Source organism: Acrocarpospora catenulata (assembly GCF_018476525.1).
GTDB classification, from domain to species: domain Bacteria; phylum Actinomycetota; class Actinomycetes; order Streptosporangiales; family Streptosporangiaceae; genus Acrocarpospora; species Acrocarpospora catenulata.
Genome location: NZ_JAHCST010000056.1, coordinates 32,585 through 58,617, shown reverse-complemented (window position 1 = coordinate 58,617; position 26,033 = coordinate 32,585). Strand labels below are relative to the sequence as shown.

General features: G+C 69.7%; 25 protein-coding genes. 18 read left to right on the top strand and 7 right to left on the bottom strand.

Annotated elements, in window-relative coordinates; all coding sequences use genetic code 11:
- The 6 genes from KIP79_RS36545 to KIP79_RS36520 all read left to right on the top strand — a co-directional run.
- Positions 1 to 571 (top strand): hypothetical protein (locus KIP79_RS36545; protein WP_214109563.1); only part of this gene is annotated, 571 nt, incomplete at its 5' end.
- Positions 568 to 1,602 carry a Gfo/Idh/MocA family protein gene (locus tag KIP79_RS36540; RefSeq protein WP_214109562.1) on the top strand — a complete coding sequence of 345 codons (1,035 nt, stop codon included), beginning with the start codon at positions 568 to 570 and terminating at the stop codon, positions 1,600 to 1,602. The genes KIP79_RS36545 and KIP79_RS36540, both read left to right, overlap by 4 nt.
- Entirely contained in the window at positions 1,599 to 2,477 is an 879-nt protein-coding gene (locus tag KIP79_RS36535; RefSeq protein WP_214109561.1) for an AAA family ATPase, read from the top strand. Before KIP79_RS36540 ends, KIP79_RS36535 begins: the two co-directional genes overlap by 4 nt.
- Positions 2,453 to 4,078: a carbamoyltransferase family protein gene (locus tag KIP79_RS36530; protein ID WP_214109560.1), complete on the top strand. Its 1,626-nt coding sequence runs from the start codon at positions 2,453 to 2,455 to the stop codon at positions 4,076 to 4,078. The genes KIP79_RS36535 and KIP79_RS36530 overlap by 25 nt, the downstream gene beginning before the upstream one ends.
- A 24-nt stretch (positions 4,079 to 4,102) precedes the next feature.
- The gene (locus tag KIP79_RS36525; protein WP_214109559.1) at positions 4,103 to 4,570 is read left to right on the top strand and encodes an NUDIX hydrolase; all 468 of its coding nucleotides are present in this window, start codon (positions 4,103 to 4,105) and stop codon (positions 4,568 to 4,570) included.
- Between the two features lie 286 nt (positions 4,571 to 4,856).
- The gene (locus KIP79_RS36520; RefSeq protein WP_214109558.1) at positions 4,857 to 5,177 is read left to right on the top strand and encodes a hypothetical protein; all 321 of its coding nucleotides are present in this window, start codon (positions 4,857 to 4,859) and stop codon (positions 5,175 to 5,177) included.
- Between the two features lie 396 nt (positions 5,178 to 5,573).
- On the opposite strand, the gene KIP79_RS36515 is transcribed toward KIP79_RS36520, so the two are convergent.
- Positions 5,574 to 5,756 (bottom strand): hypothetical protein, encoded by a 183-nt coding sequence (locus tag KIP79_RS36515; protein WP_214109557.1) that lies wholly within the window; start codon positions 5,754 to 5,756, stop codon positions 5,574 to 5,576.
- Between KIP79_RS36515 and KIP79_RS50400 the strand changes: the two genes are divergently transcribed.
- Positions 5,706 to 5,957: a hypothetical protein gene (locus KIP79_RS50400; RefSeq protein ID WP_443611870.1), complete on the top strand. Its 252-nt coding sequence runs from the start codon at positions 5,706 to 5,708 to the stop codon at positions 5,955 to 5,957. The two genes, KIP79_RS36515 and KIP79_RS50400, sit on opposite strands and share 51 nt — an antisense overlap.
- A 30-nt stretch (positions 5,958 to 5,987) precedes the next feature.
- Positions 5,988 to 6,326: a PadR family transcriptional regulator gene (locus KIP79_RS36510; RefSeq protein WP_250214421.1), complete on the top strand. Its 339-nt coding sequence runs from the start codon at positions 5,988 to 5,990 to the stop codon at positions 6,324 to 6,326.
- Between the two features lie 49 nt (positions 6,327 to 6,375).
- Here KIP79_RS36510 and KIP79_RS36505 read toward each other — a convergent pair whose 3' ends face one another.
- A complete protein-coding gene (locus KIP79_RS36505; protein WP_214109556.1) occupies positions 6,376 to 6,621 on the bottom strand; it encodes a hypothetical protein in 246 nt (81 codons plus the stop codon).
- 263 nt (positions 6,622 to 6,884) lie between these two features.
- Here KIP79_RS36505 and KIP79_RS36500 point away from each other — a divergent pair, with 263 nt between their 5' ends.
- The 9 genes from KIP79_RS36500 (at position 6,885) to yjfF (ending at position 17,481) form a co-directional block, all read left to right on the top strand.
- Positions 6,885 to 7,379: a hypothetical protein gene (locus tag KIP79_RS36500; protein WP_214109555.1), complete on the top strand. Its 495-nt coding sequence runs from the start codon at positions 6,885 to 6,887 to the stop codon at positions 7,377 to 7,379.
- Between the two features lie 213 nt (positions 7,380 to 7,592).
- Positions 7,593 to 8,594 carry a LacI family DNA-binding transcriptional regulator gene (locus KIP79_RS36495; protein ID WP_214109568.1) on the top strand — a complete coding sequence of 334 codons (1,002 nt, stop codon included), beginning with the start codon at positions 7,593 to 7,595 and terminating at the stop codon, positions 8,592 to 8,594.
- Between the two features lie 108 nt (positions 8,595 to 8,702).
- Entirely contained in the window at positions 8,703 to 10,325 is a 1,623-nt protein-coding gene (gene araB, locus KIP79_RS36490; protein WP_214109567.1) for a ribulokinase, read from the top strand.
- A complete protein-coding gene (locus KIP79_RS36485; protein ID WP_214109554.1) occupies positions 10,322 to 10,990 on the top strand; it encodes an L-ribulose-5-phosphate 4-epimerase in 669 nt (222 codons plus the stop codon). Before araB ends, KIP79_RS36485 begins: the two co-directional genes overlap by 4 nt.
- Before the next feature lie 3 nt (positions 10,991 to 10,993).
- The gene (araA, locus tag KIP79_RS36480) at positions 10,994 to 12,475 is read left to right on the top strand and encodes an L-arabinose isomerase (protein WP_214109553.1); all 1,482 of its coding nucleotides are present in this window, start codon (positions 10,994 to 10,996) and stop codon (positions 12,473 to 12,475) included.
- A 315-nt stretch (positions 12,476 to 12,790) separates the two neighbouring features.
- On the top strand, positions 12,791 to 13,777 hold the full coding sequence (locus KIP79_RS36475; RefSeq protein ID WP_214109552.1) for an ABC transporter substrate-binding protein: 987 nt from the start codon (positions 12,791 to 12,793) through the stop codon (positions 13,775 to 13,777).
- A gap of 112 nt (positions 13,778 to 13,889) precedes the next feature.
- Positions 13,890 to 15,401: a sugar ABC transporter ATP-binding protein gene (locus KIP79_RS36470; RefSeq protein ID WP_214109551.1), complete on the top strand. Its 1,512-nt coding sequence runs from the start codon at positions 13,890 to 13,892 to the stop codon at positions 15,399 to 15,401.
- The gene (locus KIP79_RS36465; RefSeq protein ID WP_214109550.1) at positions 15,398 to 16,444 is read left to right on the top strand and encodes an ABC transporter permease; all 1,047 of its coding nucleotides are present in this window, start codon (positions 15,398 to 15,400) and stop codon (positions 16,442 to 16,444) included. The genes KIP79_RS36470 and KIP79_RS36465 overlap by 4 nt, the downstream gene beginning before the upstream one ends.
- The gene (gene yjfF, locus KIP79_RS36460) at positions 16,441 to 17,481 is read left to right on the top strand and encodes a galactofuranose ABC transporter, permease protein YjfF (protein WP_308170070.1); all 1,041 of its coding nucleotides are present in this window, start codon (positions 16,441 to 16,443) and stop codon (positions 17,479 to 17,481) included. Before KIP79_RS36465 ends, yjfF begins: the two co-directional genes overlap by 4 nt.
- A gap of 67 nt (positions 17,482 to 17,548) precedes the next feature.
- On the opposite strand, the gene KIP79_RS36455 is transcribed toward yjfF, so the two are convergent.
- From KIP79_RS36455 to KIP79_RS48770, 4 genes are all read right to left on the bottom strand, one after another.
- Complete coding sequence (locus KIP79_RS36455; RefSeq protein WP_250214419.1) at positions 17,549 to 19,054, bottom strand: non-reducing end alpha-L-arabinofuranosidase family hydrolase; 1,506 nt, start codon at positions 19,052 to 19,054, stop codon at positions 17,549 to 17,551.
- A 73-nt stretch (positions 19,055 to 19,127) separates the two neighbouring features.
- On the bottom strand, positions 19,128 to 21,869 hold the full coding sequence (locus tag KIP79_RS36450; RefSeq protein WP_214109549.1) for a beta-L-arabinofuranosidase domain-containing protein: 2,742 nt from the start codon (positions 21,867 to 21,869) through the stop codon (positions 19,128 to 19,130).
- A gap of 346 nt (positions 21,870 to 22,215) precedes the next feature.
- A complete protein-coding gene (locus KIP79_RS36445) occupies positions 22,216 to 23,589 on the bottom strand; it encodes a DJ-1/PfpI family protein (RefSeq protein ID WP_214109548.1) in 1,374 nt (457 codons plus the stop codon).
- A complete protein-coding gene (locus tag KIP79_RS48770) occupies positions 23,571 to 23,699 on the bottom strand; it encodes a hypothetical protein (protein ID WP_256447614.1) in 129 nt (42 codons plus the stop codon). Before KIP79_RS48770 ends, KIP79_RS36445 begins: the two co-directional genes overlap by 19 nt.
- A gap of 304 nt (positions 23,700 to 24,003) precedes the next feature.
- Between KIP79_RS48770 and KIP79_RS36440 the strand changes: the two genes are divergently transcribed.
- Entirely contained in the window at positions 24,004 to 24,588 is a 585-nt protein-coding gene (locus KIP79_RS36440) for a dihydrofolate reductase family protein (RefSeq protein WP_214109547.1), read from the top strand.
- A 106-nt stretch (positions 24,589 to 24,694) separates the two neighbouring features.
- Here KIP79_RS36440 and KIP79_RS36435 read toward each other — a convergent pair whose 3' ends face one another.
- On the bottom strand, positions 24,695 to 25,978 hold the full coding sequence (locus KIP79_RS36435) for a pectate lyase family protein (protein ID WP_214109546.1): 1,284 nt from the start codon (positions 25,976 to 25,978) through the stop codon (positions 24,695 to 24,697).
- Positions 25,979 to 26,033 lie beyond the last annotated feature (55 nt).

The following is a 26,033-nucleotide window of genomic DNA, read 5'->3' as shown; positions in this document are numbered from 1 at the left end:
GCCTTACACCTTCGCCGACGACCCGCCTCAACAGGCCCCGGCCGGGCTCAACCCGGCCGGGCGGCGAGCTCTGGAAATCTGGCTGTGGCAGGGCTACCACCTGCTGACCGTCCTGGCCCTGGCCGCGCCGGGCGCCCAGCCGACGGCCTGCACCCTCACGGCCGACGGGGAAACGGTTTTCGCCAGCGTCCGCACCCCGGGCGGCGCGGTGATCGCATGCACGGTCGGTTCCGCGCCCGCCGGCGTGTGGCTCGATCAAGCGAGCCTGACCGGCCCGCAGGTGACGCTCACCGCGGACTTCCCGCCCCCGTACGGTCCCGCCGGCCCCGGCTCTGTCACCGCCTGCGGCACGCACGACAACCTCGTTCCCGGCCGCGCCGACGGCGCCGCAGTGCGGATGTGGTCGGCCATCGCCGGCCGCCTGGCCGCTCACACGCGCGGCCGCCAGGCCGAGGGCGCAACGGGCCGTCTCGCCGAGACCGTCGAACGGCTGGCACACGGGCTGGCCTACCTCACCGTCACCGCGGCGCCGCCCTCGCCCACCACGATCAGCACCTCGGAGGTTGCATGACTCCCATCCCCGCCCGGATCGGCGTCATCGGTGCGGGCCGGATCGTCCGCACCGGGCACCTGCCCGCCTACATCAGCGGCGGCGTGCCCGTCGCCGCGATCTGCGCGCGCACCCGTGCCAGCGCCGAGCAGGCGGCCCGCGCCCTGCCCGGGGTGCGCATCCACGACAGCGCCGTCGAGCTCGCCGCCGACCCGGACGTCGAGATCATCGACGTCGCGACCCGGCCGCACGGCCGCCTGGACCTGGTCCGCGCGTTGCTGCCGTACGGCAAGCCGCTGCTGTTGCAAAAGCCCGTCGCCTACTCCTTGGACGAGGCGCGCGCCATCGCCGATGAGGCGGCCCGGGCGGGCGTGCCGGTCGCGGTCAACCACAATCTGCGTTGGGCGCCCGCGCAGCGGCTCCTGCTGGACTGGGCGCGCGGCGGCGGCCTGGGGCGGCTGGCCCACCTGGCGCACGTGCACCACTTCAACGAGGACGAAGTCACCTGGTACACCGACCATCCCGGCTATCTGTTCCTCGACCACGGCCTGCATTACCTGGACTTGGCTCGCCGTCTGGCCGGGGCCGACCCGGTCGCCGTGACCGCCCGCGCCGGTGTTCTGCCCGGCCAGGCGGCCCGCTGCCCCCTCACGTACACGATCATGCTCGCGTTTGACAGCCCCCTGGTGGCGACCCTGAGCATGTACGACCGCACCCGAACCCCGCACGCCTGGGCGTCGGCCTGGTACGTCAACGGCGACCAGGCCGACGCCCAGGCCACCTACAGCACCGCGACACTCCACACCGCCGCCGGGCCGCAGACCCACACCCCGCCCGGAGAGTGGGTGCCCGACGGCATCCTCGGCGCCTACACCGCCTTCACCCAGGCTCTGGCGGCCGGCACCGTGCCCGAGCACGACATCACCGACCACCTGCGCAGCCTCGCCGTCGCATCAGCCGCCGCGGCCTCGGCGGCCCGCGACGGGGAATGGATCACCGTCCCGGAAACCGGCCCCCGAGCCCAAGCAGCCGCTCACGGTAGTAGCCGATGACCGGCCCCGTCACGCTCGCCCTCGAAGGCCCGCCCGGGGCGGGCAAAACCACCCTGCTCGGCGCCCTGGTCCCCGGCCTCGGCGACACCGCCCTGTTCTTCAGCGAACCGAACATCAAACTCAGCCGCGGCACCGGGGCCCCGGTCCATTCGTCCCCGGCCGCGCACACCCTGTGGTACCTGCGCCAGGAACAGGCCCGCGCGGCAGCCCTGCGCGCCGTTCCCGCCGACGTGGTGGTGTGTGACCGCAATCACCTGGGCGTGCTGGCCTACACCTTCGCCGCCCGCCGCCAGGCGGCTTTCCCCTACGGCAAAGCCGTGGCCTACTACCGGCGGAATATCGCCCCGCTGTACGACACGCGGCTGCGCACGGTGATCCTGCTGGTGAGCGTGGCGGCCAGCCTCACCCGCCGCGGCGGCAAACCCGCCCATCCACGCTGGCGGCAGTGGTACGACCCGCGGCTGCTTGAGCGGATGCGCCAGTTCTACACCGAGCACGCACCCGATCTCTGCCCCAACCCGCCGCTGATCATCGACACCGACCCGCTCACCCCGGCCGCGGTGCTGTCCGCCGTCGCCGACGAGCTGCGCGCGGCCGGCGCCAGCCTCCCGGCCTCCCTGCCCGCCGCCCCACACGCACCCACCGTGGATGCCCGCTTCGCCGACTTCTACCGGCAGTTCGGCGGGGCGGCCGTACTGGGCGGCACCGTCACCGACGCCTTCCCCCACCGCGGCGGCGGCGTGATGCAGATGTTCCAGCTCGCCAGCCTCATCCACACCCGAGACGGCATCACCCGCCTGTGGAATCCCTTCGACCTGCTGCCCACCCACGACCCCTGCGGAGCCATCCCATGTCCCGTACCGCCCCATGCGTGATCGGCATCAACTTCGGCCACGACGGCGGCGCCGCCCTCGTGACCCCCGACCGGATGATCGCGATCGGCGAGGAACGGCTCAATCGCCGCCGCTACAGCCCCGGCTGGCTCAACGCCCTGCTGTACTGCCTACGCGCCGCCGAGCTGACGCTCGATGACGTCGACCTGGTGGTCGCCAGCTCCTACGGCCGCACCCCTGCCCAACCCGCCGACACCGGCCTGCAGCACCTGGGCCTGGACCCGGCGCGAATCATCATCGCCGACCACCACCTTGCCCACGCCTACACCGCCTACTGCCTGGGCCCGTACGAAGAGGCCACCATCGTGGTCGCCGACGGCGCCGGCAACAACACCGACACCGAGACCTTCTACGCCGCCACCCGTGACGGCATCACCCGCCTGGGCGGCAACGACCCTGCCCGCCCGCGCGCCGGCGGGATCGGCGCCACCTATGAGGCGTTCACCGAATACCTCGGCTGGTCGGCCCAAGAGGCCGGCAAGACCATGGCGCTGGCCTCCTACGGCGACTCGGGCGTGTTCGCCGCCCCGCTGTTCGACCTGTGCGACACCCGCGTGTACGGCCGGCTCACCGCGACCCACGCCGCCGGCGTGGCCGAGCTGGCCGCCCGTACCGGCTGGGACTTCGGGCCGCCCGGCAGCAAAGGCGGCGACCAGCGCGGCATCGACGCGGCCGCCTACCTGCAGACTCAGGTCCAGCAGGTCCTGACCGGGCTCGTCGAGAACGTCATCGCCGAAACCGGTACCCCTCGGCTGTGCCTGGCTGGCGGGGTCGCGCTCAACTGCGTTGCCAACGACGCCCTGCGGCGCCTGCCGTCCGTCGGCGGCCTGTTCGTCCCACCGCCCGCATCCGACCGCGGACAGGCGCTCGGCTGCGCCCTGTACGGCCTGCACCGGCTCACCGGCGAACTACCGCGCCGCCCCCTGGCCGACGACTGTTTCGGCCGCCCCTACACCGACGACGAGATCGAACTTGCCCTGACCCGTGACCCCCGCTCTGGCCTGGTCGAACGCGCGTTCGTTCCGTTCACCTGGAGCTGTGAGTCCGACATCGCCGCCACCGCGGCCCAACTTCTTGCCGACGGCAAACTGATCGGCTGGTTCCAAGGCGGCAGCGAGCTCGGGCCGCGCGCGCTCGGCCACCGCTCCATCCTGGCCGACCCGCGCACGATCGCCAGCCGTGAGGCCCTCAACCATCGCATCAAGCACCGCGAGCCCTTCCGGCCCTTCGCTCCCGCCGTGGCCGCCGCCGACGGCTCGCGCTGGTTCGACCTCGACGCCGATGGATCACCGTTCATGCTGCTGGCGCCAGCCGTACGCCCCGAACGTGTCGCACAGATCCCCGGAGTCGTCCACGTCGACGGAACCGCCCGCGCCCAGACTGTCGATCCGGCCGTCAATCCCCGGTTCGCCGCCCTCATCGGCCACTTCGGGAAGATCACCGGCGTGCCGGTCGTGCTCAACACGAGCTTCAACGATCAAGAACCCATCGTCGAGACCCCTGCCGACGCCCTGGCCACCTTCCAGGCCACCGACCTGGACGCTTTGTGCCTGGGCGACTACCTCGTCCAGAAACAACCCTGACGACGAGACTGCGACAATGGAGGCATGACCGCCGTTCGCCGCCGCCACGCCGCCCGCGTCATCGTCCTGGATCAAGACGACCGCGTCCTGCTCCTTCGCTACGACGAAGGGGCAGGGGTGTTCTGGGCTACCCCGGGCGGCGCCCTGGAGATCGGCGAGACCCACGCCGAGGCCGCACTGCGCGAGCTGCGGGAAGAACTCGGCGTCGACGAGGTCGAACTCGGGCCTTCGCTCGCCTCACGCGCCAAGACCCACATGATCGGCGACGAGCCGGTCGAACAGGTCGAGCAGTATTTCACCGCCCGTGTCCCGGCCAGCCTCGTCGATGTGGCCAAGGCCACCCAGACCGACGACATTCTCGCCTGGCAGTGGTGGGATCTGGCCGACCTCGAAAGCACCCGCCAGACCGTGTATCCCCTAGGCCTGACCGGGGTGATCAAGGGCTATCTGGTCGATGGCGCCCCGGCCGTTCCGGCTGTTCTGGCGGGATAAGACACAGCGTTGGTCAACCGCAATCCAGGCAGCCCCGCAAGAGGGCCGCTGCTGACTCCAACTTGAATCCGGCTTGGAGATGACGGCTTGACTCGCCGCCGGGGCATCATCGGCGAGTGGAACCTCAACGAGTGGAACTGACGCTTGCGCACATGCTCGGGGACGTCGATGTGCGCGCCTTCTACACCCCCGGTGAACCGCACTTCCCGACTGCGGCATCTCAACCCCAATCGGCGACCCGAGGACCGAGGAATTCGTCGACTGGTGCGCGGTCCGTGGCCTGCGCATGACCAGCGCCTACGGCCACGGCGCCGATGTCGGCTATGACGTGTTGTCAGCAGGCCCCCGTTGGCGAGTGCGTGTCTCCCCCGAGCGGCGGGTCGAGGTCTGGGCCCGCGTCGGCGACTTAGTCACCGTGGTCGGGCGCATGAGCGGCACGCCCGACCAGTGGTTCAGCGCGGCGTTAGCGGAGGGGTGCGTGCTGGTGATGGTCGGCGGCCCGATTCCATTCGTCGCCGGCGAGAGCGGGCTCGACGAGATCCTGGGATGGCTGTGCACGCACTACACGGCAAGCGGGGTCGTGCGCGCCGAAGCGGCCGACCGCTGACGGGCCTCGCTGACGGCGCTGTGGCCTCAGGGAGACGGTCAGGCCTGATCCGGATCGCGTGTACGGTCACGCCGGACGCAGGGGTACCGGCCGAGGCGAGCACGTCGATCGTCGTCGGGGCTGTAGGGGCGATCGGCGCGCACCCGAACCCGGCGCCGACCTCGATGGCGAGCGTAATCGCGCGGCTGGAACGGCCTGCTCATCAACGCGCGCGCTTGCGGCTGCGCGCGGGCATGGGCGGCTCGCTAGCAACCTCCGGTTCTTCCCCCTAGGCCTGGCCGGTCTCGTCGGAGCCCGACTCGGGGCTGTCGGCCTCGCCGCCACCGGGTGACGCTGCGGCGGAGATGCGGAACCCGCCAGGCGGGTCCTCGGCGAGCTGTTCGTCAGCCGCATCGGCTACGGCACGAGGTAGCCGTTCGATGTCGATCGCACAACCTCGGCGTGCAGGCCGAGCCGCTCAGCCGCAGCGAACAGCGCTCGGGCGATGTGCGGGCGTTCCCGCGCAGGTACAAGCAGTTCGACGGCAAAGTGACCAGTCACGCGCACGCGCAACGGCGAGCCGCTCAACTGATCCGTCAACAGTGCGATCCGACCTACGAACCCGATCCCCCGTTCGAGGAGGGGAAACGGAGTTGGCGGAACCTATGGCTTAGGTGGGGTAGCAGATCTGGTGCGAGATCGTTGCGCTGGCCTGCGAGCTCTTGGCGCGGACGCAGATGCTCGCCCTGGAGGGGCACGCTCGTCGCCATGAGTTCAAACGGTTGCGTTCATCCGATCTGAATATCATGCCTTCCGATATATCCTGGAGGCATGACGGCACGTGCTATGACGGAACCCGCCTTTCTCGTTCTCACTGCGCTGGTCGATGAGCCGCGCCACGGTTACGGCATCGTGCAGGAGGTCGAACGGCTGTCCGAGGGCCGGGTCCGGCTCAGGATTGGCACCTTGTACGGCGTGCTCGACCGGCTCGCGGCCGATGCGCTGGTGGAGCGCGACCGGGAGGAGGTGTGGCAGGGGCGGCTGCGCCGCTACTACCGGCTCACCGATGAGGGAGCGCGGGCCCTGGAGGAGGAGGCCGTACGGCTGGCCGACAACGCGCGCCGCGCGGTCGAACTGCTCCGGCTCCGGCAGGCGGGAGGTCTGGCGTGAGCGGGCTTGAGGAGCGCTATCGGCGGGTGCTGCGCCTGCTGCCCGCCGCTTACCGAGCCGTGCGCGAGGAGGAGATGGTCTCGGCCTTTCTCGAGGGTGCCCGGCGCGGGAAGGTCGGCCTCGACGACCAGCGACCGCGCTGGATGGAGATCGCCAGCGTGGCGGCGCTCGCGCTGCGGCTGCGGCTCGGCGGCCCGGGCGCGCCGCCGAGGTCGTTCCTGTGGGGAGAGGCGGTCCGCCGCGCCGCCGTGCTCGGCCTGGTCTTCTGGACGATGGCCGGCATCCTGTCCGTCACGGCGGTGCTGATGTACGGCATGCCCGCCGAGTCGCTTCCCGACGGGGTGATCTCGGCACCCGGCGATCCCGGCTCGCCCGAGCGCCTGCGGCACGTGCTGGCGGATCTGGCACCTCTGCTGTGGGCGGTGAGCCTGGGGGCGCTCGTCCTCGGTCACCGCCGGTCGGCGAAGGCGGCGGCTGTCGGCGCCCTGGTCCTGCCGTACGTGCTGGTCCCCCCCCGGGCTGTGGGATGTCTTCGTATGGGCGCGTTGGGCCTGCACCGTGCTCCCGGCCGCGGTGACCGTGCTGGCCCTGCTGATCGGATTCCACCGCGACGCGCCGCCGCCGCGCCTGCGCAGGGGGCGGGCCCTGCGTATGGTCGCGCTTCCGGCCGCCGCGGGTGTCCTGATCTCGCTGGTCGTCGGTGCGCTCGGCTCGCTGGCGAGAGGCGGGGCAGTCCCGGTCGGGTTCCTGGTGCAGGCGTTCACATGGCTCGACACGCTCGGCCTCGCCTGCCTGTCGTTGGCGACCGTGACGGTGTGGTGCGCGGCCCGGCGCCGGGCGTCGGCGCCGGTGGCGCTGGGGGCGGCGATCCTGACCGTGCCCGCCGTGTTCGCCCGCGTGGCCGTGCTGCCGGACGCGGGGACCGACTCCATCACCCGGGCGGCCAACCTCGTCGGTGGTCTGCAACTCGCTGTGCTGGTGGTAAGCGGGATCACTCTCGTCGCCATGAGCGCACGGGCACTGCGGGCGGCGGCTGATGCCCCCGGCGGGTGAACAAAGCGGCCGATTTGCTGTTATCGGTAACACTCGGTGCTTGCGGATGGTGGTTAAGATAAGTCGCGTGCCTGGTTGTTCGGTTCTCTTGGTAACGGGACTGTAATAGAGGTACGGCTTGACGACGACTGTTGTTAACGTTCACAGTTCTGTCGAGTAGGCAGCGAGAGGAGCGCTTGGGTGGGTACCAGGTCTGAGCGGCGGGCACCTGTGATGGCGGATGTGGCCAGAGCGGCGGGTGTGTCCCATCAGACGGTCTCCCGTGTGCTCAACGAGCATCCGAACGTGCGCGAGGAGACGCGCATCCGCGTGCTCGCGGCCATCGACCGGCTGGGCTACCGGCGGAACATGGTGGCGCGCGCCCTGGTCACCCGGCACTCGCGCACGCTGGGCGTGGTCAGCTTCGACACCACGCTGTACGGCCCGGCCAGCACCGTGTACGGCATCGAGCGGGCGGCGCGGGCGGCGGGCTACTTCGTGAGCATCGTGAGCCTGCGCACCATCGACCGGGCCGGTGTCTGCGACGCCGTGGACTACCTGGGCGACCAGGGCGTGGACGGCATCGTGGTGGTGGCGCCGCAGCGGTCCGCCGCCGACGCGCTGGCCGACCTGCCGACGAACATCCCCATCGTGGCCGTGGAGGGGGAGCAGGAGGGCGAGACGCCCGTGATCTGCGTGGACCAGATGGAGGGCGCCCGGCTGGCCACCAGCCACCTGCTGGACCTGGGCCACGAGACGGTCTGGCACATCAGCGGCCCCTCGGACTGGCTGGAGGCGGAGGGCCGCGTCGAAGGCTGGCGCCGTACGCTCACCGCCGCTGGCCGGGAGGTTCCCGAACTGCTCGGCGGTGACTGGAGCCCGCGCTCCGGGCACGCCGCGGGGCGGCGGCTGGCCACCCTCGCCGAGCGGCCCGGCCGGGTGACCGCGGTGTTCGTGGCCAACGACCAGATGGCCCTGGGCGTGCTGCGGGCCTTCGCCGAGGCGGGGGTGCGGGTGCCCGAGCAGGTCAGCATCGTCGGCTTCGACGACATCCCCGAGTCGGAGTACTTCACGCCCCCGCTCACCACGGTCCGGCAGGACTTCGGCGCGGTGGGGCGGCACAGCATCGAGGTGCTGTTGCGACGGATCGAGTCGCCGTCGGCGGCGGGTCCGGAGCGCATGGTGATCCTCCCGACGCTCGTCCTGCGGGCCAGCAGCAGCGCTCCACCTGGGTAAGAAATCCGGCGGGTCGCGCGCCGGCAGAGTTGTGTGCAGAAGTGTTAGCGCTAACAGCAAACCAACCGAAGGGAGGCGGTCGTCGTGCAGGCGGGACTGGACCGCTATGTGGTCGGCGTCGATTTCGGCACGCTCTCCGGCCGGGCCGTCGTGGTACGGGTGGCGGATGGCGCCGAAGTCGGCAGCGCGGTGCATGAGTACGCCCATGGCGTGCTCGAGGAGGCGTTACCCGGTGGCGTACGGCTCGGGCCGGACTGGGCGTTGCAGTCTCCCGAGGACTGGCGGGACGTGTTGCGGGTCGCGGTGCCCAAGGCGCTGGTCGCCGCGGGCGTGCCCGCCTCGTCGGTGATCGGCGTCTCGACCGACTTCACCGCGTGCACCATCCTGCCCACCACGGCCGACGGCGTGCCGCTGTGCGAGGCGTATCCCGACCGGCCGCACGCCTGGCCCAAACTCTGGAAGCACCACGCCGCCCAGCCGCACGCCGACCGCATCAACGCCCTGGCCGCCGAGCGTGGCGAGCCCTGGCTGGCCAGGTACGGCGGCAAGATCTCCTCGGAGTGGGAGTTCGCCAAGGGCCTGCAACTCCTGGAAGAGGATCCGGAGATCTACGGCCTGGCGGACCGGTGGATCGAGGCGGCCGACTGGATCGTCTGGGAACTCACCGGCGTCGAGTCCCGCGGCGTCGGCGTGGCCGGCTACAAGGGGATCTACCAGGACGGCCGGTATCCTTCCGCCGACTACCTGGCGGAGCTGAACCCCGCCTTCGCCGGGTTCGCCGGCAAGCTGGCCAGGGAGACCGCCGAGCTCGGGGCTCTCGCCGGGCGGCTGACCGCCCGCGCCGCCGAGTGGACCCGCCTGCCCGAGGGCATCGCGGTGGCCGTCGGCAACGTGGACGCGCACGTGACCGCCGCCGCGGCCGACGCCGTGCGCCCCGGGCAGCTGGTGGCCATCATGGGCACCTCGACGTGCCATGTCATGGTCTCCGACCAGCTCGCCGAGGTGCCGGGCATGTGCGGCGTGGTCCGCGACGGCATCGTGCCCGGGCTGTGGGGGTACGAGGCGGGGCAGTCCGGGGTGGGGGACATCTTCGGCTGGTTCGTCCGCAACGGCGTGCCCGCCTCCTACACCCAGCAGGCCGCCGACCGGGGCATGGACATCCACGAGTACCTCAGCATGCTGGCCGAGCGGCAGCGGGTCGGCGCGCACGGGCTCGTCGCGCTCGACTGGCACAGCGGGAACCGCTCCGTCCTGGTCGACCACGACCTGTCGGGCCTGATCGTGGGGCAGACGCTCGCCACTCGCCCCGAGGACGTCTATCGCGCGCTGATCGAGGCCACCGCCTTCGGCACCCGGGTGATCGTCGAGACGTTCGAGCAGTCCGGCGTGCCGGTGACGGAGTTCGTCGCGGCGGGCGGGCTGCTGAAGAACCGGTTCCTCATGCAGGTCTACAGCGACGTGCTGAACCGGCCGCTGTCGGTCATCGGCTCCGACCAGGGCCCCGCGCTCGGATCGGCCATCCACGCCGCCGTGGCCGCCGGCGCCTACCCGGACCTCACCGCCGCCGCGGCCGCCATGGGCGGCCGCATGCAGCGCGCCTACGTCCCCGACCCGGAGCGGGCCGCCGCCTACGACCGCCTGTACGCCGAGTACCGGCTGCTGCACGACCACTTCGCGGAGTCCGGCCTGATGCACCGGCTGCGCGCGATCAGAAACGAGGCGAGCGAATGATCGGGGAGAAAACGATCAAGGAGTTACGAGAGGCCGTCTGCGACCTGCACGCCGAGCTGGTGCGCTACGGCCTGGTCGCCTGGACGGCCGGGAACGTCTCCGGCCGGGTTCCTGGCGCGGACCTGTTCGTCATCAAGCCGAGCGGGGTGTCCTACGACCGGTTGACGCCCGAGTCCATGGTGGTCTGCGATCTCGACGGCAAGGTGGTGGAGGGCGACTACTCCCCGTCCAGCGACACCGCGGCGCACGCCTACGTCTACCGCCACATGCCGGAGGTGCACGGGGTCGTGCACACCCACTCGGCGTACGCCTCGGCCTGGGCGGCCAGGGGCGAGTCGATCCCGTGCGTGCTGACCGCGATGGCCGACGAGTTCGGCGGGGAGATCCCGATCGGCCCCTTCGCGCTGATCGGCGGGGACGACATCGGCCGGGGCGTGGTGGACGTGCTGACCGGCCACCGCTCGCCCGCCGTGCTGATGCGCAACCACGGCGTCTTCACCATCGGCGCCACCCCCACCGCCGCGGTGAAGGCCGCGGTGATGTGCGAGGACGTCGCCCGTACCGTGCATCTGGCCCGGCAGCTGGGCGAGCCGCTCCCGATCGAGAGCGATGACATCGATCACCTGTACCACCGCTATCAGAACGTTTACGGGCAGAAGGGCTGAACGGTGAAGATCTGGTTTTTGACCGGAAGTCAGGGCCTGTACGGCGACGAGACCCTGAACCAGGTCGCCGAGCAGTCACAGTCGATCGCGGCGGCGCTGGACCACGCGCTGCCGATCGAGGTGGAGTGGCAGCCGGTGCTCACCGACGCGGCGTCCATCCGCCGGGTCTGCCTGGCGGCCAACGCCGACGACGAGTGCCTCGGCCTGATCGCCTGGATGCACACCTTCTCCCCGGCGAAGATGTGGATCGCCGGCCTGGACGCGCTGCGCAAGCCCTTGCTGCACCTGCACACCCAGGCCAACCAGGCGCTGCCGTGGTCCACCATCGACATGGACTTCATGAACCTCAACCAGGCCGCGCACGGCGACCGGGAGTTCGGTTACGTCCAGTCCCGGCTGGGCGTGCCCCGCAAGACCGTGGCGGGGCACGTCAGCGACCCCTCGGTCGTCGAGCGGGTGGGCGCCTGGGCGCGGGCCGCGGCCGGGCGGGCGGAACTGGCCACGCTGAAGGTGGCCCGGTTCGGCGACAACATGCGCGACGTCGCGGTGACCGAGGGCGACAAGGTCGAGGCCCAGCTGCGCCTGGGCGTCTCGGTGAACACCTACAGCGTCAACGAGCTGGTCGAGGTGATGGGCGAGGTCCCGGACACCAAGATCGCCGAGCTGGTCAAGGAGTACGAGAACGCCTACCGGGTGGCGCCCGAGCTGGTGGCCGGCGGGGAGCGCCGCGAGTCGCTCACCTACGCGGCCCGCATCGAGCTGGGCCTGCGCACCTTCCTGACGGCGGGCGGCTTCCAGGCGTTCACCTCCAACTTCGAGGACCTCGGCGCCCTGCGGCAGCTGCCAGGCCTGGCCGTCCAGCGCCTGATGGGCGACGGGTACGGCTTCGGCGGCGAGGGCGACTGGAAGACCTCGGTGCTGCTGCGCGCGATGAAGGTGATGGGCAGGGGGCGGCCAGGCGGCTCCTCGTTCATGGAGGACTACACCTACGACCTGACCCCGGGCAACGAGGTGATCCTCGGCGCGCACATGCTGGAGGTCTGCCCGTCCATCGCGGCCGGCACCCCGTCCTGCGAGATCCACCCGCTGAGCATCGGCGGCAAGGAGGACCCGGTGCGCCTGGTCTTCGACGCCGCGCCCGGCCCCGCCGTGGTGGTGGGCCTGATGGATCTCGGTGACCGGCTCCGGCTGGTGGCCAACGAGATCGACGTGGTGCCGCCGCCCGAGCCGCTGCCCAACCTGCCCGTGGCCAGGGCCGTCTGGCGGCCCCGCCCCGACCTGCGCACCTCCACGGAGTCCTGGCTGATGGCGGGCGGCTCGCACCACACGGTGCTGACCTCCGCCGTGGGGACCGAGGAGCTCACCGACCTGGCCGAGATGCTCGGCGTGGAGCTCGTGGTCATCGACGCCGCCACCACCTCGCGGCAGTTCGCCAGGGAGCTGCGCTGGAACCAGGCCTACCACCGCCTGGCCGGAGGGCTGTAACCGGGGATCACCCGCCAGCCTGAACCGATCATCGCGGGGCGGCCGCTGCGCGGGCCGCCCCGCCACCTCGCCATCCCGCCGTCCCGCCGCGATGCGGCGCGTTCGCCCAGCATGCGAGCGCGCCGCCGCGGCGTGGCTTCGGCATGCCCATGTGCGCGTTAACAGCAGGTTTCGATGTGATCGGACCGTAACCCCTCGGCGGCTTGACGGTAGGTGGTGTTAACGCTCACAGTCATCCCGAGTCGATAAATGAGGAGACATCGGGGGAGCCCAAGTCGTATCGCGTTAGCGTTAACAATTAGAAGGGAATACCACGTGTTCCGAAGGATCTCGGCCCTGATCGCGATCGGCGCGATCGGGATGGCCATGACTGGATGCGGCAGCGACGGCGACACCGGCGCCTCGTCGGCCCCCGGCGGGGGCGACAAGCTCGTCATGGGCTTCTCCCAGGTGGGGGCGGAGAGCGGCTGGCGCACCGCCAACACCAAGTCGGTCCAGGAGTCGGCGGCGGCGGCCGGCATCGAGCTGAAGTTCTCCGACGCCCAGCAGAAGCAGGAAAACCAGATCAAGGCCATCCGCTCCTACATCCAGCAGAAGGTCGACGTCATCGCGTTCTCGCCGGTCGTGGAGTCCGGCTGGGACCCGGTGCTCAACGAGGCGAAGCGGGCCAACATCCCGGTCATTCTGACCGACCGGGCGGTGGACTCCGCGGACACCAGCCTCTACAAGACCTTCCTCGGCTCGGACTTCGTGGAGGAGGGCCGCAAGGCGGGTCAGTGGCTGGTCGAGCAGTACAAGGACAAGACCGACCCGGTCACCATCGTCGAACTGCAGGGCACCACCGGCTCGGCGCCCGCCAACGACCGCAAGGCCGGCTTCCAGGAGGTCATCGGGTCCGACCCCAAGTTCAAGATCGCCGCCTCGCAGACCGGTGACTTCACCCGGGCCAAGGGCAAGGAGGTCATGGAGGCGTTCCTGAAGTCCACGCCGAACATCGACGTGCTGTTCGCGCACAACGACGACATGGGCCTGGGCGCCATCGAGGCCATCGAGGGCGCGGGCAAGGTGCCGGGCAAGGACATCGTGATCATCACGATCGACGCGGTCAAGGACGGCATGCAGGCGCTGGCCGACGGCAAGATCAACTACATCGTGGAGTGCAGCCCGCTGCTTGGCCCCCAACTCATGGACCTGGCCCAGAAGGTCGTGAAGGGTGAGCAGGTGCCCGCCCGGGTGGTGACCGAGGAGACCACCTTCACCCAGGAGCAGGCCAAGGCGGTCCTCGCCGAGCGCAAGTACTGATCCTGAGCAGCGCAGATGCCGGGCCGCCTGCCCCCCGACCCGAGGCGGCCCGGCAGCCGCGCTCTCCGGGTAGGACGAGCGCGACATACCAGCAGGAGGAGAACGGGCCCGTATGGAAACACCCACGCCGATCCTGCGCATGAGCGGGATCGAGAAGCAGTTTCCCGGCGTCAAAGCGCTGGACGGCGTGGACTTCCGGCTGATGCCGGGCGAGGTGCACGCGCTGATGGGCGAGAACGGCGCCGGGAAGTCCACGCTGATCAAGGTGCTGACCGGGGTCTACGACATCGACGGCGGCACCATCGAACTCGACGGCCGCCGGGTCGACTTCGCCAGCCCCCTGGCCGCCCAGCACGCCGGCATCAGCACCGTCTACCAGGAGGTCAACCTCTGCCCCAACCTCTCGGTGGCGGAGAACATCTTCATCGGCCGGGAGCCGCGCAGGTTCGGCCGGCTCCAGTGGCGCGTGATGCGCGACCGCGCCGTCGAGATGCTGTCGCAACTCGACATCCACATCGACGTGACGGCGCAGCTGGCCACGTACTCGCTGGCCGTCCAGCAGATGGTGGCGATCGCCCGGGCCGTCGACATCGACGCCAAGGTGCTGATCCTGGACGAGCCGACCTCCAGCCTCGACGCCGGCGAGGTCGGGCGGCTGTTCGCCGTGATGCGCCGCCTGAAGGAACAGGGCATCGCCATCCTGTTCGTCTCGCACTTCCTCGACCAGATCTACGAGATCTCCGACCGGGTGACCGTGCTGCGCAACGGCGGGCTGGTGGGGGAGTACCGGACCGCCGAGCTGCCTCAGGTCGAGCTGGTCGGCAAGATGATCGGCCGGGAACTGGCCGACCTGGAGCGCCTGGAGAGCCGTCCCACCGTCCGGCACACCACCCCCCTGATCGAGGCGGAGAATCTGGGCCGCGCCGGGGCGATCGAGCCCTTCCAGCTCACCATCCACCAGGGCGAGGTGGTCGGCCTGGCCGGGTTGCTTGGCTCGGGCCGTACCGAGATCGCCCGGCTGCTGTTCGGCGCCGACCACGCGAGCACCGGTTCACTGAAGGTGGACGGGGCCCAGGCCTCCCTCCGCACCCCCCGGGCCGCGATACGGCAGAAGCTGGCCTTCTGCTCGGAGAACCGGCGCGCCGAGGGCCTCATCCCCGACCTCACCGTCCGGGACAACATCATCCTGGCGTTGCAGGCCGCCCGCGGCTGGACCAGGCCGATCCCCCGGCGCCGCCAGGACGAGCTGGTCCAGCGGTACGTGGCCGCGCTCAACATCCGCCCGGGCGACCCGGACCAGCTGGTCAGGAATCTCAGCGGCGGCAACCAGCAGAAGGTGCTGCTGGCCCGGTGGCTGATCCTGGAGCCCCGGCTGCTCATCCTGGACGAGCCGACCCGGGGCATCGACGTGGGCGCCAAGGCGGAGATCCAGCGCCTGGTCGTCGAGCTGTCCGACGGCGGGACGGCCGTGCTGTTCATCTCCGCCGAGCTGGACGAGGTGCTGCGGCTGAGCCACAAGGTCGCCGTGTTACGCGACCGCCGGGTGGTCTCCCAGCTGGACAACGACGAGGAACTCACCACCGACACCCTGACCGAGACGATCGCGAGCGGAGCCCGGTCATGAGCCGACTCCTGAGACACCGCCTGTTCTGGCCCTTCGTCATCCTGGCCGGACTGCTGCTGCTCAACCTGGTCTTCACCGACCACTTCTTCACCATCGAGATCAAGGAGGGCCACCTCTACGGCAGCCTCATCGACATCGCGCGGTTCGGGGCGCCGCTCATCCTGGTCTCGATTGGCATGACCCTGGTCATCGCCACCGGCGGCATCGACCTGTCGGTGGGCTCGGTGGTGGCCATCGCGGGCGCGCTGGCCTGCCTGCGGATCAGCCTCCTGGACGACCAGAGCTCCACCGGCGGCGTGCTCGCCGCGATGGCCCTGGCGCTGGGCCTGTCGCTGGTGCTCGGTGCCTGGAACGGCCTGCTGGTGGCCGGGGCGGGCATCCAGCCGATCATCGCCACCCTGATCCTCATGGTGGCCGGGCGGGGCCTGGCCCAGCTGATCACCGACGGCCAGATCATCACGATCAACAGCGCGCCGTACAAGGTGGTCGGCGGCGGGTACTGGCTGACGCTGCCCTTCGGCATCATCGTGGTGGCCCTGGTGCTGGCGATCTCCGCGTTCCTCACCCGGCGCCTGGCCCTCGGCCTGCTCATCGAGTCGGTCGGCGGCAACGCCGAGGCCAGCCGCCTGGCCGGGATCGGGGCCAAGGGCGTGCTCATCATGGTCTACGCCTTCTGCGGCCTCTGCGCCGGCATCGCGGGCCTGATGATCAGCTCCAACGTGTCCAGCGCGGACGGCAACAACGCCGGCCTGTGGATCGAGCTGGACGCCATCCTCGCCGTCGTCATCGGCGGCACCTCGCTGTCCGGCGGGCGCTTCTCGCTGGGCGGCACCGTGCTCGGCGCGCTCATCATCCAGACGCTGACCACCACCATCTACTCCATCGGCGTGCCGCCGGAGACGACGCTGCTGTTCAAGGCGCTGGTGGTGACCATCGTCTGCCTGCTCCAGTCCCCGGCCTTCCGCGAGAAGGTGTTCCACCGGCGACGACGTCCGGTCACGGCGCCCCCGGTGGCCGAGAAGAAGGTGAAGGTCTCGCTGTGACCAGCCGTACCGTGCCGACCGGGTGGCCAGGGATCCCGCGCAAGTATGTGCCCGTCCTGGTGACCGCCGGCCTGTTCGTGGCCATGTTCGTGGCGGGCGGGATCCGCTACCAGGGCTTCGCCACCGGCCAGATCGTCCTCAACGTCTTCATCGACAACGCCTTCCTGCTGGTGGTCGCGGTCGGCATGACCTTCGTCATCCTGGCTGGCGGCATCGACCTGTCGGTGGGCTCGGTGGTCGCGCTGTCCACGATGATCACCGCCAGCCTGCTGAACGACGGCTGGAACGCGTACGCGGTGATCCTGCTGGTGCTCGTCATCGGCGGTGTGCTCGGGCTGGGGATGGGGGCGATCATCCACTACTTCGAGATCCAGCCCTTCATCGTCACACTGGCCGGCATGTTCCTGGCCCGCGGGCTCTGCTACACCATCGGCACCGACTCGATCCCGATCACCAACCCCACCTTCACCACGTTCGCGCAGTCGGCCGTCCCGCTGGGTCCCGATCTGTGGATCACGCCCAGCGTGCTGATCGGCGCCGTCGTGGTGCTGGTCGCGGCGTACGTGCTGCACTACACGCGCCTGGGCCGCACCGTGTACGCGACCGGCGGCAGCGAGCAGTCGGCGCTGCTCATGGGCCTGCCCGTGGCCCGCACCAAGATCGCCGTGTACACGATCAGCGGGTTCTGCTCCGCCCTGGGCGGCGTGCTGCTGTCCTTCTACATGCTCTCCGGGTACGGCCTGCACGCCGTCGGCATGGAACTGGACGCCATCGCCGCCGTGGTCATCGGCGGCACCCTGCTGACCGGCGGCACCGGCTACCTGTTCGGCACCGTGCTGGGCGTGCTGGTGCTGGGCCTGATCCAGACCATCATCAGCTTCGAGGGCACCCTCAGCTCCTGGTGGACGAGGATCTTCATCGGCGTGCTGCTGTTCGTCTTCATCGTGCTCCAGCGCCTGATCGGTACCCGTCGTACCGGCTGGCCGCGACTACGCTCCCGCCGCGTGCCGGTTCCTGCCGCCGGCGCTGACGACTGAGCGGCGGGGAGAAGCCGACAGCCTGGCCGCGTACACGGCCAGGCTGTCGGTCTTTCGGGGAGGGTCGTCAGCGCTGCAGTGTCAGCAGCCCTGGCCGGTAGGGCAGGAGGCCGTAGTCACCGCCGGAGCTGGGGCTACGTCCCTGGTAGAGCAACTGCAGATTGCAGGGATTGACGGTGAAGGTCTGATCGGCGCTGGTGCGGATCAGCTCGCCGTGGCTGATGTCGTTGGTCCAGGTGGCGCCGCTGTTGGCCTTGCCGGCGAAGGGGTTGCTCTCGGTCGCGGCCTGCGGTGTCCACGAACCGCTCAGGCTGGTGGACGTGAACGAGCGGAAGTAGCGGCCCTGCGAGCCGATCGCCTCGACGATCATGAGGTAGAGGTTCTGGCCCTGGAGCTTGTAGACCTGAACCGCTTCGAACAGGTTGTTCGTCGTGTCGCTCATGATCACTGTCGATGTGCTGCCGAAGCTGCCCGGGAAGTTCCCGATGGGCATACTGGCCCGGTAGATCTTGCCGTTGTCCCCGGCGAAGAACAGATACATGTTCGTGCTGTCACCGATAAGCGTCTGGTCGATGGGTCCCGTCCCGGAACCGGAGATGCTTCCGGAGAAGAGCACCTGCTGCGATGACCAGCCATTGGCGTTGGTGGGGTCGCTCGACGTCCGGTAGGAGAAGGCGGTCCCACCCCACTGGTAGGCGAGCACCCAGATGTTCTTCGGGGCGAAGTAGAAGAGCGTGGGCGCGACGGTGGAGGAAGACATCGTGTTCTGGCTGGCCGAGGCCATCTCGGACCAGTTCGTGAAGAGGCCGAAGTTCATCGAGCCCCAGCTCGATCCGTTGTCGTGCGTCGTCGCGTAGACGAGATGCCTGCCGTTGTAGGGGGCGACGGTGAAGTCCTTCAGCGAGACCCACCCCGACTTTGGGTTCGCCAGCGAGCCCGTCGAGGTCCAGCGGTACGTCGATGGAAGGTTGCACGTGCCGGTCGGCGTCGGAGTCGGGGTCGGCGTGGGGTTGGTGCCGCCGACCTGGACGAGCTGCCACTGCTGGTTGTTGCCGCCCCAGTCGCTGTACTGGACGATGTTGCCGCCGTCGGCGGTGGAAGCGCCCTGGACCTCCAGCGCCTTGCCGCTGTGGCGGCTGATGAAGCGGACGTAGCCGCCCGCGGAGTCGGCCAGCCGCCACTGCTGGTTGTTGGTGTTGTTGTCGGCCCACTGCACGATGGTGCCGCCGTCGGCGGTGGAGAAGTTGTAGACGTCCAGGACCTTGCCGGAGTGGCGGGACTTGATCCGGTAGTAGCCGCCGCCGGAGTCGACGAACTGCCACTGCTGGTTGTTCTGGTTGTTCCTGGTCCACTGGGTGATCCGGCCGCCGTCGGCGGTGGAGAGGTTGTAGACGTCCAGGGCCTTGCCGCTGTTGCGGTTGACCAGGACGTACCAGGCGTTGGTGTCCACGGTCGCGGCATTGGCCGCGGATGTGGCGACGGTGAGCGTGGTGGCGGTGAGGATCGCCGCCACGGCCGCGGCGATCAGCGGACGCAGGCCACGTCGTCGGGGGACCTTGCCGAACATGGGCATCACATTTCTCCCTTAGGGGGTTGGAACCGGCCGGGCACGCGCCCGGCCGGTCATCGGGACGTTCGTCGGGCCGTCAGATGAACCGCCAGAGCCGGTCGCCGGCTCCGTTGTCGTCGGCCAGCACGATCTGGGCGCCCTGCGCCGTGGAGCCGCCGCTGACGCCGAGGACCCGGCCGCCGTTGGCGCACTGGATGCGGAAGTAGCCGTTGGCGCCGTACTGCAGCCGCCACCGGTGGTCGTTGGTGCCGTTGTCGGCCCACTGGACCACCCGGGCGCCGGCGGCCGTGCTCGCGTTCTCCACGCCGAGCACCTTGCCGCTGTTGGAGTTGCGCAGCCGCAGGTAGCCGCCGGTGTCGACGACCGCGGTCCACAGGTGGTCGGCGGTGCCGGTGTCGCCCCACTGGAGCACCAGGCCGCCGTCCGCGGTGGACATGTTCTGCACGCCCAGCACCTGGCCGCTGGCCAGGTTCTGGATGCGCCGCGCGCCGTTCGGCACGAACCGCCACTGGTTGTCCGCCGAGCCGTTGTCCGGATCCTGTACGGCCTGCGCCCCGTTCGCGGTCGAGCCGTTGAGGATGCCCAGCAGCTTGCCGCTGTTGACGTTGCGGAGCTTGTGCGAGCCGTCCCCGACGTCGACGACGGTCCACCGGTGGTCGGCGGTCCCGTTGTCGGCCCACTGCAGGACCCGGGCGTTGTCGGCGGTGGACATGTTCTCCACGCCCAGCACCTTGTTGCTGTTGACGTTCCGGAGCCGGAGGGCGGTGCCGTCCACGATCAGCACCCAGTCGTGGTCGGCGGTGCCGTTGTCGGTCCACTGCAACGCCAGGCCGCCGTCCGCGGTGGACATGTTCTGGATGCCGAGCGCCAGCCCGCTCGCCGCGTTGACCAGCCGGAAGCTCGCCTCTCCCGAGGTGCCGCCCCCGCCGCCGGCGTTCCAGTAGACGGTGTAGTTGTGGCCGTGGGCGTCGTAGAAAGGGATCAGGTTGACGGTGGCCGAGTTGGCGGTGGCGGTGAAGGTGAGCGCCGAGCTGCTGGTCCGCGTCACCGAGGCGGTGTTCAGCGCCGGCAGCGCCGACAGCGCGGTGTTGCCGTAGTTGCCCGACAGCACGACCGGCCCGTACGTGACCGCCTGGACGTTGGGGTTGTCGTTGGCGCTCTTCATCACCACGCGCATGGGCAGGCGCACGGTGACCGTGTCGCCGGAGGTCCAGGAGCGGGTGAGCACGGCGTACGCGCCCGGCGTGGTGTCGATGCTCTGCTGGACCCCGTTGACGCTGACCGTGGCGCCGCTCGTCCAGGCCGGGATGCGGATACGCATCGACCACGACCCGCTCACGTTGCCGGTGACCTGCAGGCTCGTGGTGTCGCTCACCGGGAAGGAGGTCGTCTGGGTGACCGTGATGCCGCGCTGGGACCAGTTCAGCGTGGACGGCGCGAACAGGTTCACGAACAGGGTCGTGCCGTTGAAGAAGTAGATGGAGTCCATCAGCTTGGTGTTGGTCTCGACACCCGTGCCCTGGCAGCACCAGAACGAGTTGTAGTCGGTGCTCCAGGTGCCGCCGCCCCAGGCCGGGCCGACGCCACGGCGTCCGCCGGGGTTGAGCGGGGTGAAGTAGGTGACGTGCCCGTGCGCGTCGGCGGGGTTCTGCTGGCCGATCAGGTGGTTGAGCAGCGCCCGCTCGTAGAAGTCGACGTAGTCCACCCGGGTCGGGGCCAGCAGCCACAGCTCCCGGGTCAGCTTCAGCATGTTGTAGGTGTTGCACGCCTCGCAGGCGTCGGTGTTCAGGTACCCGGCGATGGCGTTCGGCGCGCGGAAGTGCTCGGCCTGGCTGTTGCCGCCGATCACGTAGGTGTGCGCGTTGACGGTGAGGTTCCAGGCGTTGGTGGCGATGTCCCGGTAACGGGTGGTGCCGGTGGCCTTGTACTCGCGGGCGGCGCCGATCCACTTGGGCACCTGGGTGTTGGCGTGCAGCCCGTTGAGCTGGTCCTGGTTGGACGCCAGGGGGTTGAACACGGCGGCGTGGTCGAACCGCTGGGCGGCGGTCAGCCAGCGGGCGTCACCGGTCTGCTGGTACAGGTCGGTCAGTACGGCGTTCATGCCGCCGAACTCGGTGCCCAGCATGTTCTGCATCTGGGTGGCGGTGAGCCGGGCCGTCCGCCAGTCGACCCAGCCCGCCAGTGCCAGGAGCACGTCACGGGCCTGGGTGCTGCCGATGATGCGCCACACGTCGAGCAGGCCGGCCATCGTCTTGTGGATGCAGTAGTACGGCACGTTGCCGTTGCTCAGCGTGCGGGCTTCCAGGGCGGTGAAGTCGGATTCGGGGAAACCCGAGAGGTAACCGGCGTTGAACCCGGCCGCGGCGTTGTTGGCCTGGCACTTGGCCAGCTCGGCGACCATGAGGTTGGCCTTGTCCCGGCAGTTGGTGTCGCCGGTCACCGCCCACACCTGGGCCCACGCGGTCAGGAAATGTCCCTGCATGTGGGTGCGGAAGGGGAAGGTCGGGGCGTCCCAGCCCCCGGTGGCCGCGGCGCCGTTGGTGGACAGGCGGTGATTGGCGCGGAAGTTGTAGAGCAACCGGTTGACGTCGACGAACTGCAGGTACGACTGCGTACGGTTCTGGTTGTCCAGCCAGCGGCCGGCGGTCAGGCGTACCTGCCCGAACTCGAACGGGTACGCGGACACGCCGAGGTCGGCCCGGACGGGGGCCAGTTCGGCGCGGGCCTGGGTGGCGCCGGCCACCTGGCCGGTGACGGAGGCCGCCACGGTGATACCGGCGGCCTGGAACAGTCGGCGGCGACTGAATGATGACGACATGGGACTCTCCACGGTCGGGGGCAGGGCGGGTGGTTCCCCACGTGTCCGAGGGACCGGCCTGGGTCAGTGTGTTAGCGCTAACAAGCGCAGTTTTGGCCTATCTGTGCTCCTTTGATGCAAATTTCTGTTAGCGCTAACATTTTCAGGCGTCGGTTCTTCCGGGTCAGGTGCGGAAGGACCGCGATGTCGCGGAGTACATCCAACGGATCCGGCACCGTCAACGATCGGCCGGAACTCCCCGCTGGGCAGTCGCGCCCCGCACGCTTCCGGGCCTGGGTGTTTCCGTCCGGAGCGAGCGGGGCGGGGCGATGGGGACTGTGAAAGTTTCAACGAAGTAACGTGGTCATCACTTCACGAAGCCGGTGGGGATCGGCGGGGTGGCGACGGTAGCTCTGCGGCGCCGGAGGAGAGCCTGGATGATCAGGGCGAGGCCGGCGCCGCCGGCGGCCAGGAGAGTGATCCGGGCGGTGGGTGCCCACGGCCACCTGCTGGTGGCCTGGTCCAGCCGTGGTGTCGGGTACTGCAGAGTCTTGGCCACCCAGGTGGCGGTGGCGGTGTCGTAGAAGCGGGCGATGTCGCGTAGCGTGCCGTCGAAGGGGAACTCGTCGCCTTGTGCCCGGTGCAGGTAGGTGACGTCGTGGGCGCCGGGCAGGGTGTTGGCGGCCTTGGTGGCGGCGGCTTGGGCGCCGGGCACGAGCAGCCGGTCGACACCTGGGCCGGCCGCGGCCCAGCCCGAGCGGGGCACGAAGGTCAAGCCGTGTCGCGACTTGATGGGGCGTCCGTTGTGGGTGACCGCCCGCAGTGTTGCGAGGTAGGACAGCTCGGTGTAGGGCCGGAAGGCAGCGGCCAGCTCGATCTCGCCAACCCCGTCGGTGAGCAGGATTCCGATTGTGGGGCGGTCCCAGCGGTAGCCGGCGTTGAGGAGCCCGACCAGGTCTGCGGGCTGCGGTACTGCCGCGGGGATGGCGGTGCTCATCCCGGACCGGTATCCGTTCCAGTGGATCTGGTCAGCGACGTCGTTGGCCATCCGGGGTCCGATGGTTCGCTCGATGACGCGCAGTGATCCGTCGATGCCGGAGAGGACCCCGGCGGTAGTGATCAGGTCGCCGTCGTCGACGAACCGCTCGCCGGTCACCCAGTCGACTTCGGGGTGGGAGCGTCGCAGCCCGATCAGCCCGAGCCAGTGGGAGGTGGCTCTACGGTGGGCGAGCAGGCCGGTGTCGGCCAGGACGCCCGCGCCGACACAGACGCTCATGATGAGCGGAGCCCCGGCCTGGTGCTGCCGGGTGAGCCAGGCCACCACCGCGGTCGTGTCACCGTTGATCTGTGGTACGACGATCACCTCCGGCGCGTGGGGGAGACGTTTGGCCAGGGTGCCGAAGGTGAAGTCAGGTACGATGTCCAGCCCGCCCGTCAGCGGCACCGGCGCGGCGATGGGAGCCACGGTGACCACGTTGAACCGACCGGTGCGTGCGAATACCTCGTACGGGGCGAGGGCGTCGGCGACGTTGCCGCCCTCGGCCCCCAGCACGATCGCCACCGTGGGCCGGCTCGGGTCCAGGTGCGGCTCGCGGGTGGGGTACCCCGAAGGCAGTGCCCCAGGCCCTGGGGCGGGGTACACCTGGGCTACCGCGTCGCGGATCGCGACCGCCGCGCCGGCCACGGGGGTGGCAATGGCGGCGAAGACCGCGACCGCGACCGTCAGCACTCGGCGCCACACTGCCCTGTCTCCGTTCTGGTGATGTGCATGCGCGGGGTGGGTGAGGCGGTGACGGCGGACAGCGGGGCCTCGTGGTACTGGGCGGCCGTGGCCGTGGGCACTTCGATCACCCGCTCGGACTGGACTCGGGAAACGCGACGGTGGTCACGATGTGCTCCTCCCTGAATGGGAGTGTCAGCGTGCTCCGGCGGCCGCGCCGGGCGACAGGCCCTTCCCCCGGGTATGGCTGAAATCTTGGGATTCCGGTCTCTGCGGCATCGGTTGGCATGCCCTGGAGGTCGCGCTTGCGTGGCTGTCGGACGGGATTCCCAGGATTTCGGCCAATCGAGCCGTTCCCGCTTCATCTGGAGGTTCGCTGGTCCTTACCTTTGGTCTGGGCGTGGCCCGCTGGACGAAGCATGAAAGGACCAACCAATGCCAGAACTCCTGGTGGACTTCATCATCTCGCTCGACGGTTACGCATCAGCAGAGGGATGGCCGGGGTTTTGGGGACTTGAAGGGCCTGAGTACCTTTCGTGGCTTGCCGAGTCGCCGGAGCGGGACCACACCATCCTCATGGGGGCGAACACCTATCGCCTCATGGCGGGTTTCGCGGCGGGCGCAGCTGAGCCCGGCGTTGAGGAGCTGACCAGAGCACCCAAAGTGGTCTTCTCATCGACACTGGCGGAGCCGCTGGAGTGGGCCAACACGAAGCTTGTCGACGGGGACCCGGTCGACGCGGTCCGCGCCCTGAAGCGGGACGGCACGACCCCGCTGCGCACACTGGGCAGTCTCTCCTTTTGCCGCACGCTGCTCGCGGCCGGCCTCGTCGACCGCTTCCGCGTCGTCGTCTTCCCCGTCATCACCGGCAGCACCGGCCGTGAGCGAATCTACGACGGCTACCCCGATGTGTCGCTCGAGTTGGTCGAGAGCCGGACGTTCGACGACAGACTCCAACTGCTCGAGTACGTGCCGACGGTCCTCACCGGCCCGCCGGGCACGAAGCGCGCGGACGACTAGTACTCGGTTCTGTCCGTTTCGGCAAGGAGAATCCGCGCGGTGCGAGTAGCTGTCAGGGACGGCTCCCGGGGTTTCCGGGAGCCGTCGTGGCGGGAGGCGTACCGGGTCAGACGGCTTTTCCGGCGCCGGCGTGGCGGGAGACGGAGCGGCGGACGTCTTCGGCCGGTTCGACGGTGGTGTGCAGGGTGGGGGTCCAGCCCGCGTCCGGCAGGAAGTCGGGGTCGTGCTTGGCGTTGTAGGTGGCGACCAGGTCGATGGGGGTGACCGAGCCGCCCACGCGCAGGACGTCGCCGCGGGTGGTCAGCGCGGTGCCGCCCCAGTTGTAGAGCAGGTTGGCGGGGTCGACGGCGCGGCCGAGGCGGAAGAAGTTGTTCTCGGCGAAGATCTGGGACTGGATGCCGACGCCCAGGGCGTAGACGAAGTCCTCGGCGGAGGGGATCTCGTAGTAGTTGTTGTAGACGTGGACCTGGCCGAAGCGGACCCGGGGGAGGCGCTGGAGGGTCGTGTCGAACATGTTGTGGTGCACGGTGACCTTGAGTTTGCCCAGGTCCTGGGTGGGGTTGTTGGTGGAGCCGATGAGCATGGTCTTGTCGTGGTCGCGGAAGGTGTTCCAGGAGACCGTCACGTAGTCGGCGCCGTTGGTGATGTCGAGCTGGCCGTCGTGGACCTGGTACGGGCGGCCGAAGTAGACGGGCTGGCCGGAGTCCGGGTTGGCGCCGTCGGTGAAGGTGTTGTGGTCGACCCAGACGTGGGTGGAGCCGGTCACCGAGATGTTGTCGTAGAGCGAGTTCCAGTTGCCGGTGGCGCCGTCGGTCGGGTCCCACTGCGGGAAGCAGTCGTGGGCGTCCTCGAACGTGAGGTTGCGGATGATCACGTTGTCGGCCTTGTCCACATGCAGGTTGAAGCCGCGCAGGGTGGCCTTGCCGAGGCCGACGATGGTGGTGTTGGAGCCGACCTTGCGTTTGATGTGCGCGGTCTGGCGGGCGGCGGAGGCGGCCCTGGCCTCCTCCATCGGGCCGGACGGGTCGGCGGTGCCCCAGGTGGCCGGGTCGTACGCGGTCAGGTATCCGGCCAGGGTGTACCCGCCGGTGGCGTACGCGTCGCAGGTCAGCCTGGCGCTGGTGTCGTCGGTGTTGCCGTCGATGACGCCCTTGACATAGATGATCTTCGGGCTGGGTGCGGCCAGCGCGGCCACCAACTGGGCCCGGGTGGTGACGGTGTACGTCGAGGACGCGCCCGACCCACCGGTGGTCCCGGACCCCTGGGAGCCCCACCCGTCCCCGGGAGGCAACGTCTGGCGGCCGAGGTCCACCGGTTTGGCGGCGGCGGGGAGCGTGAACAGCGCGGAGCAGGCCAGTAAGGCCGCCGTCGCCGCGAGACTTCTACGCATGACGGAATGAACTCCTGAACGTGATGAGAAGGGCCGCGCGGCTCCCGCCAGGTCA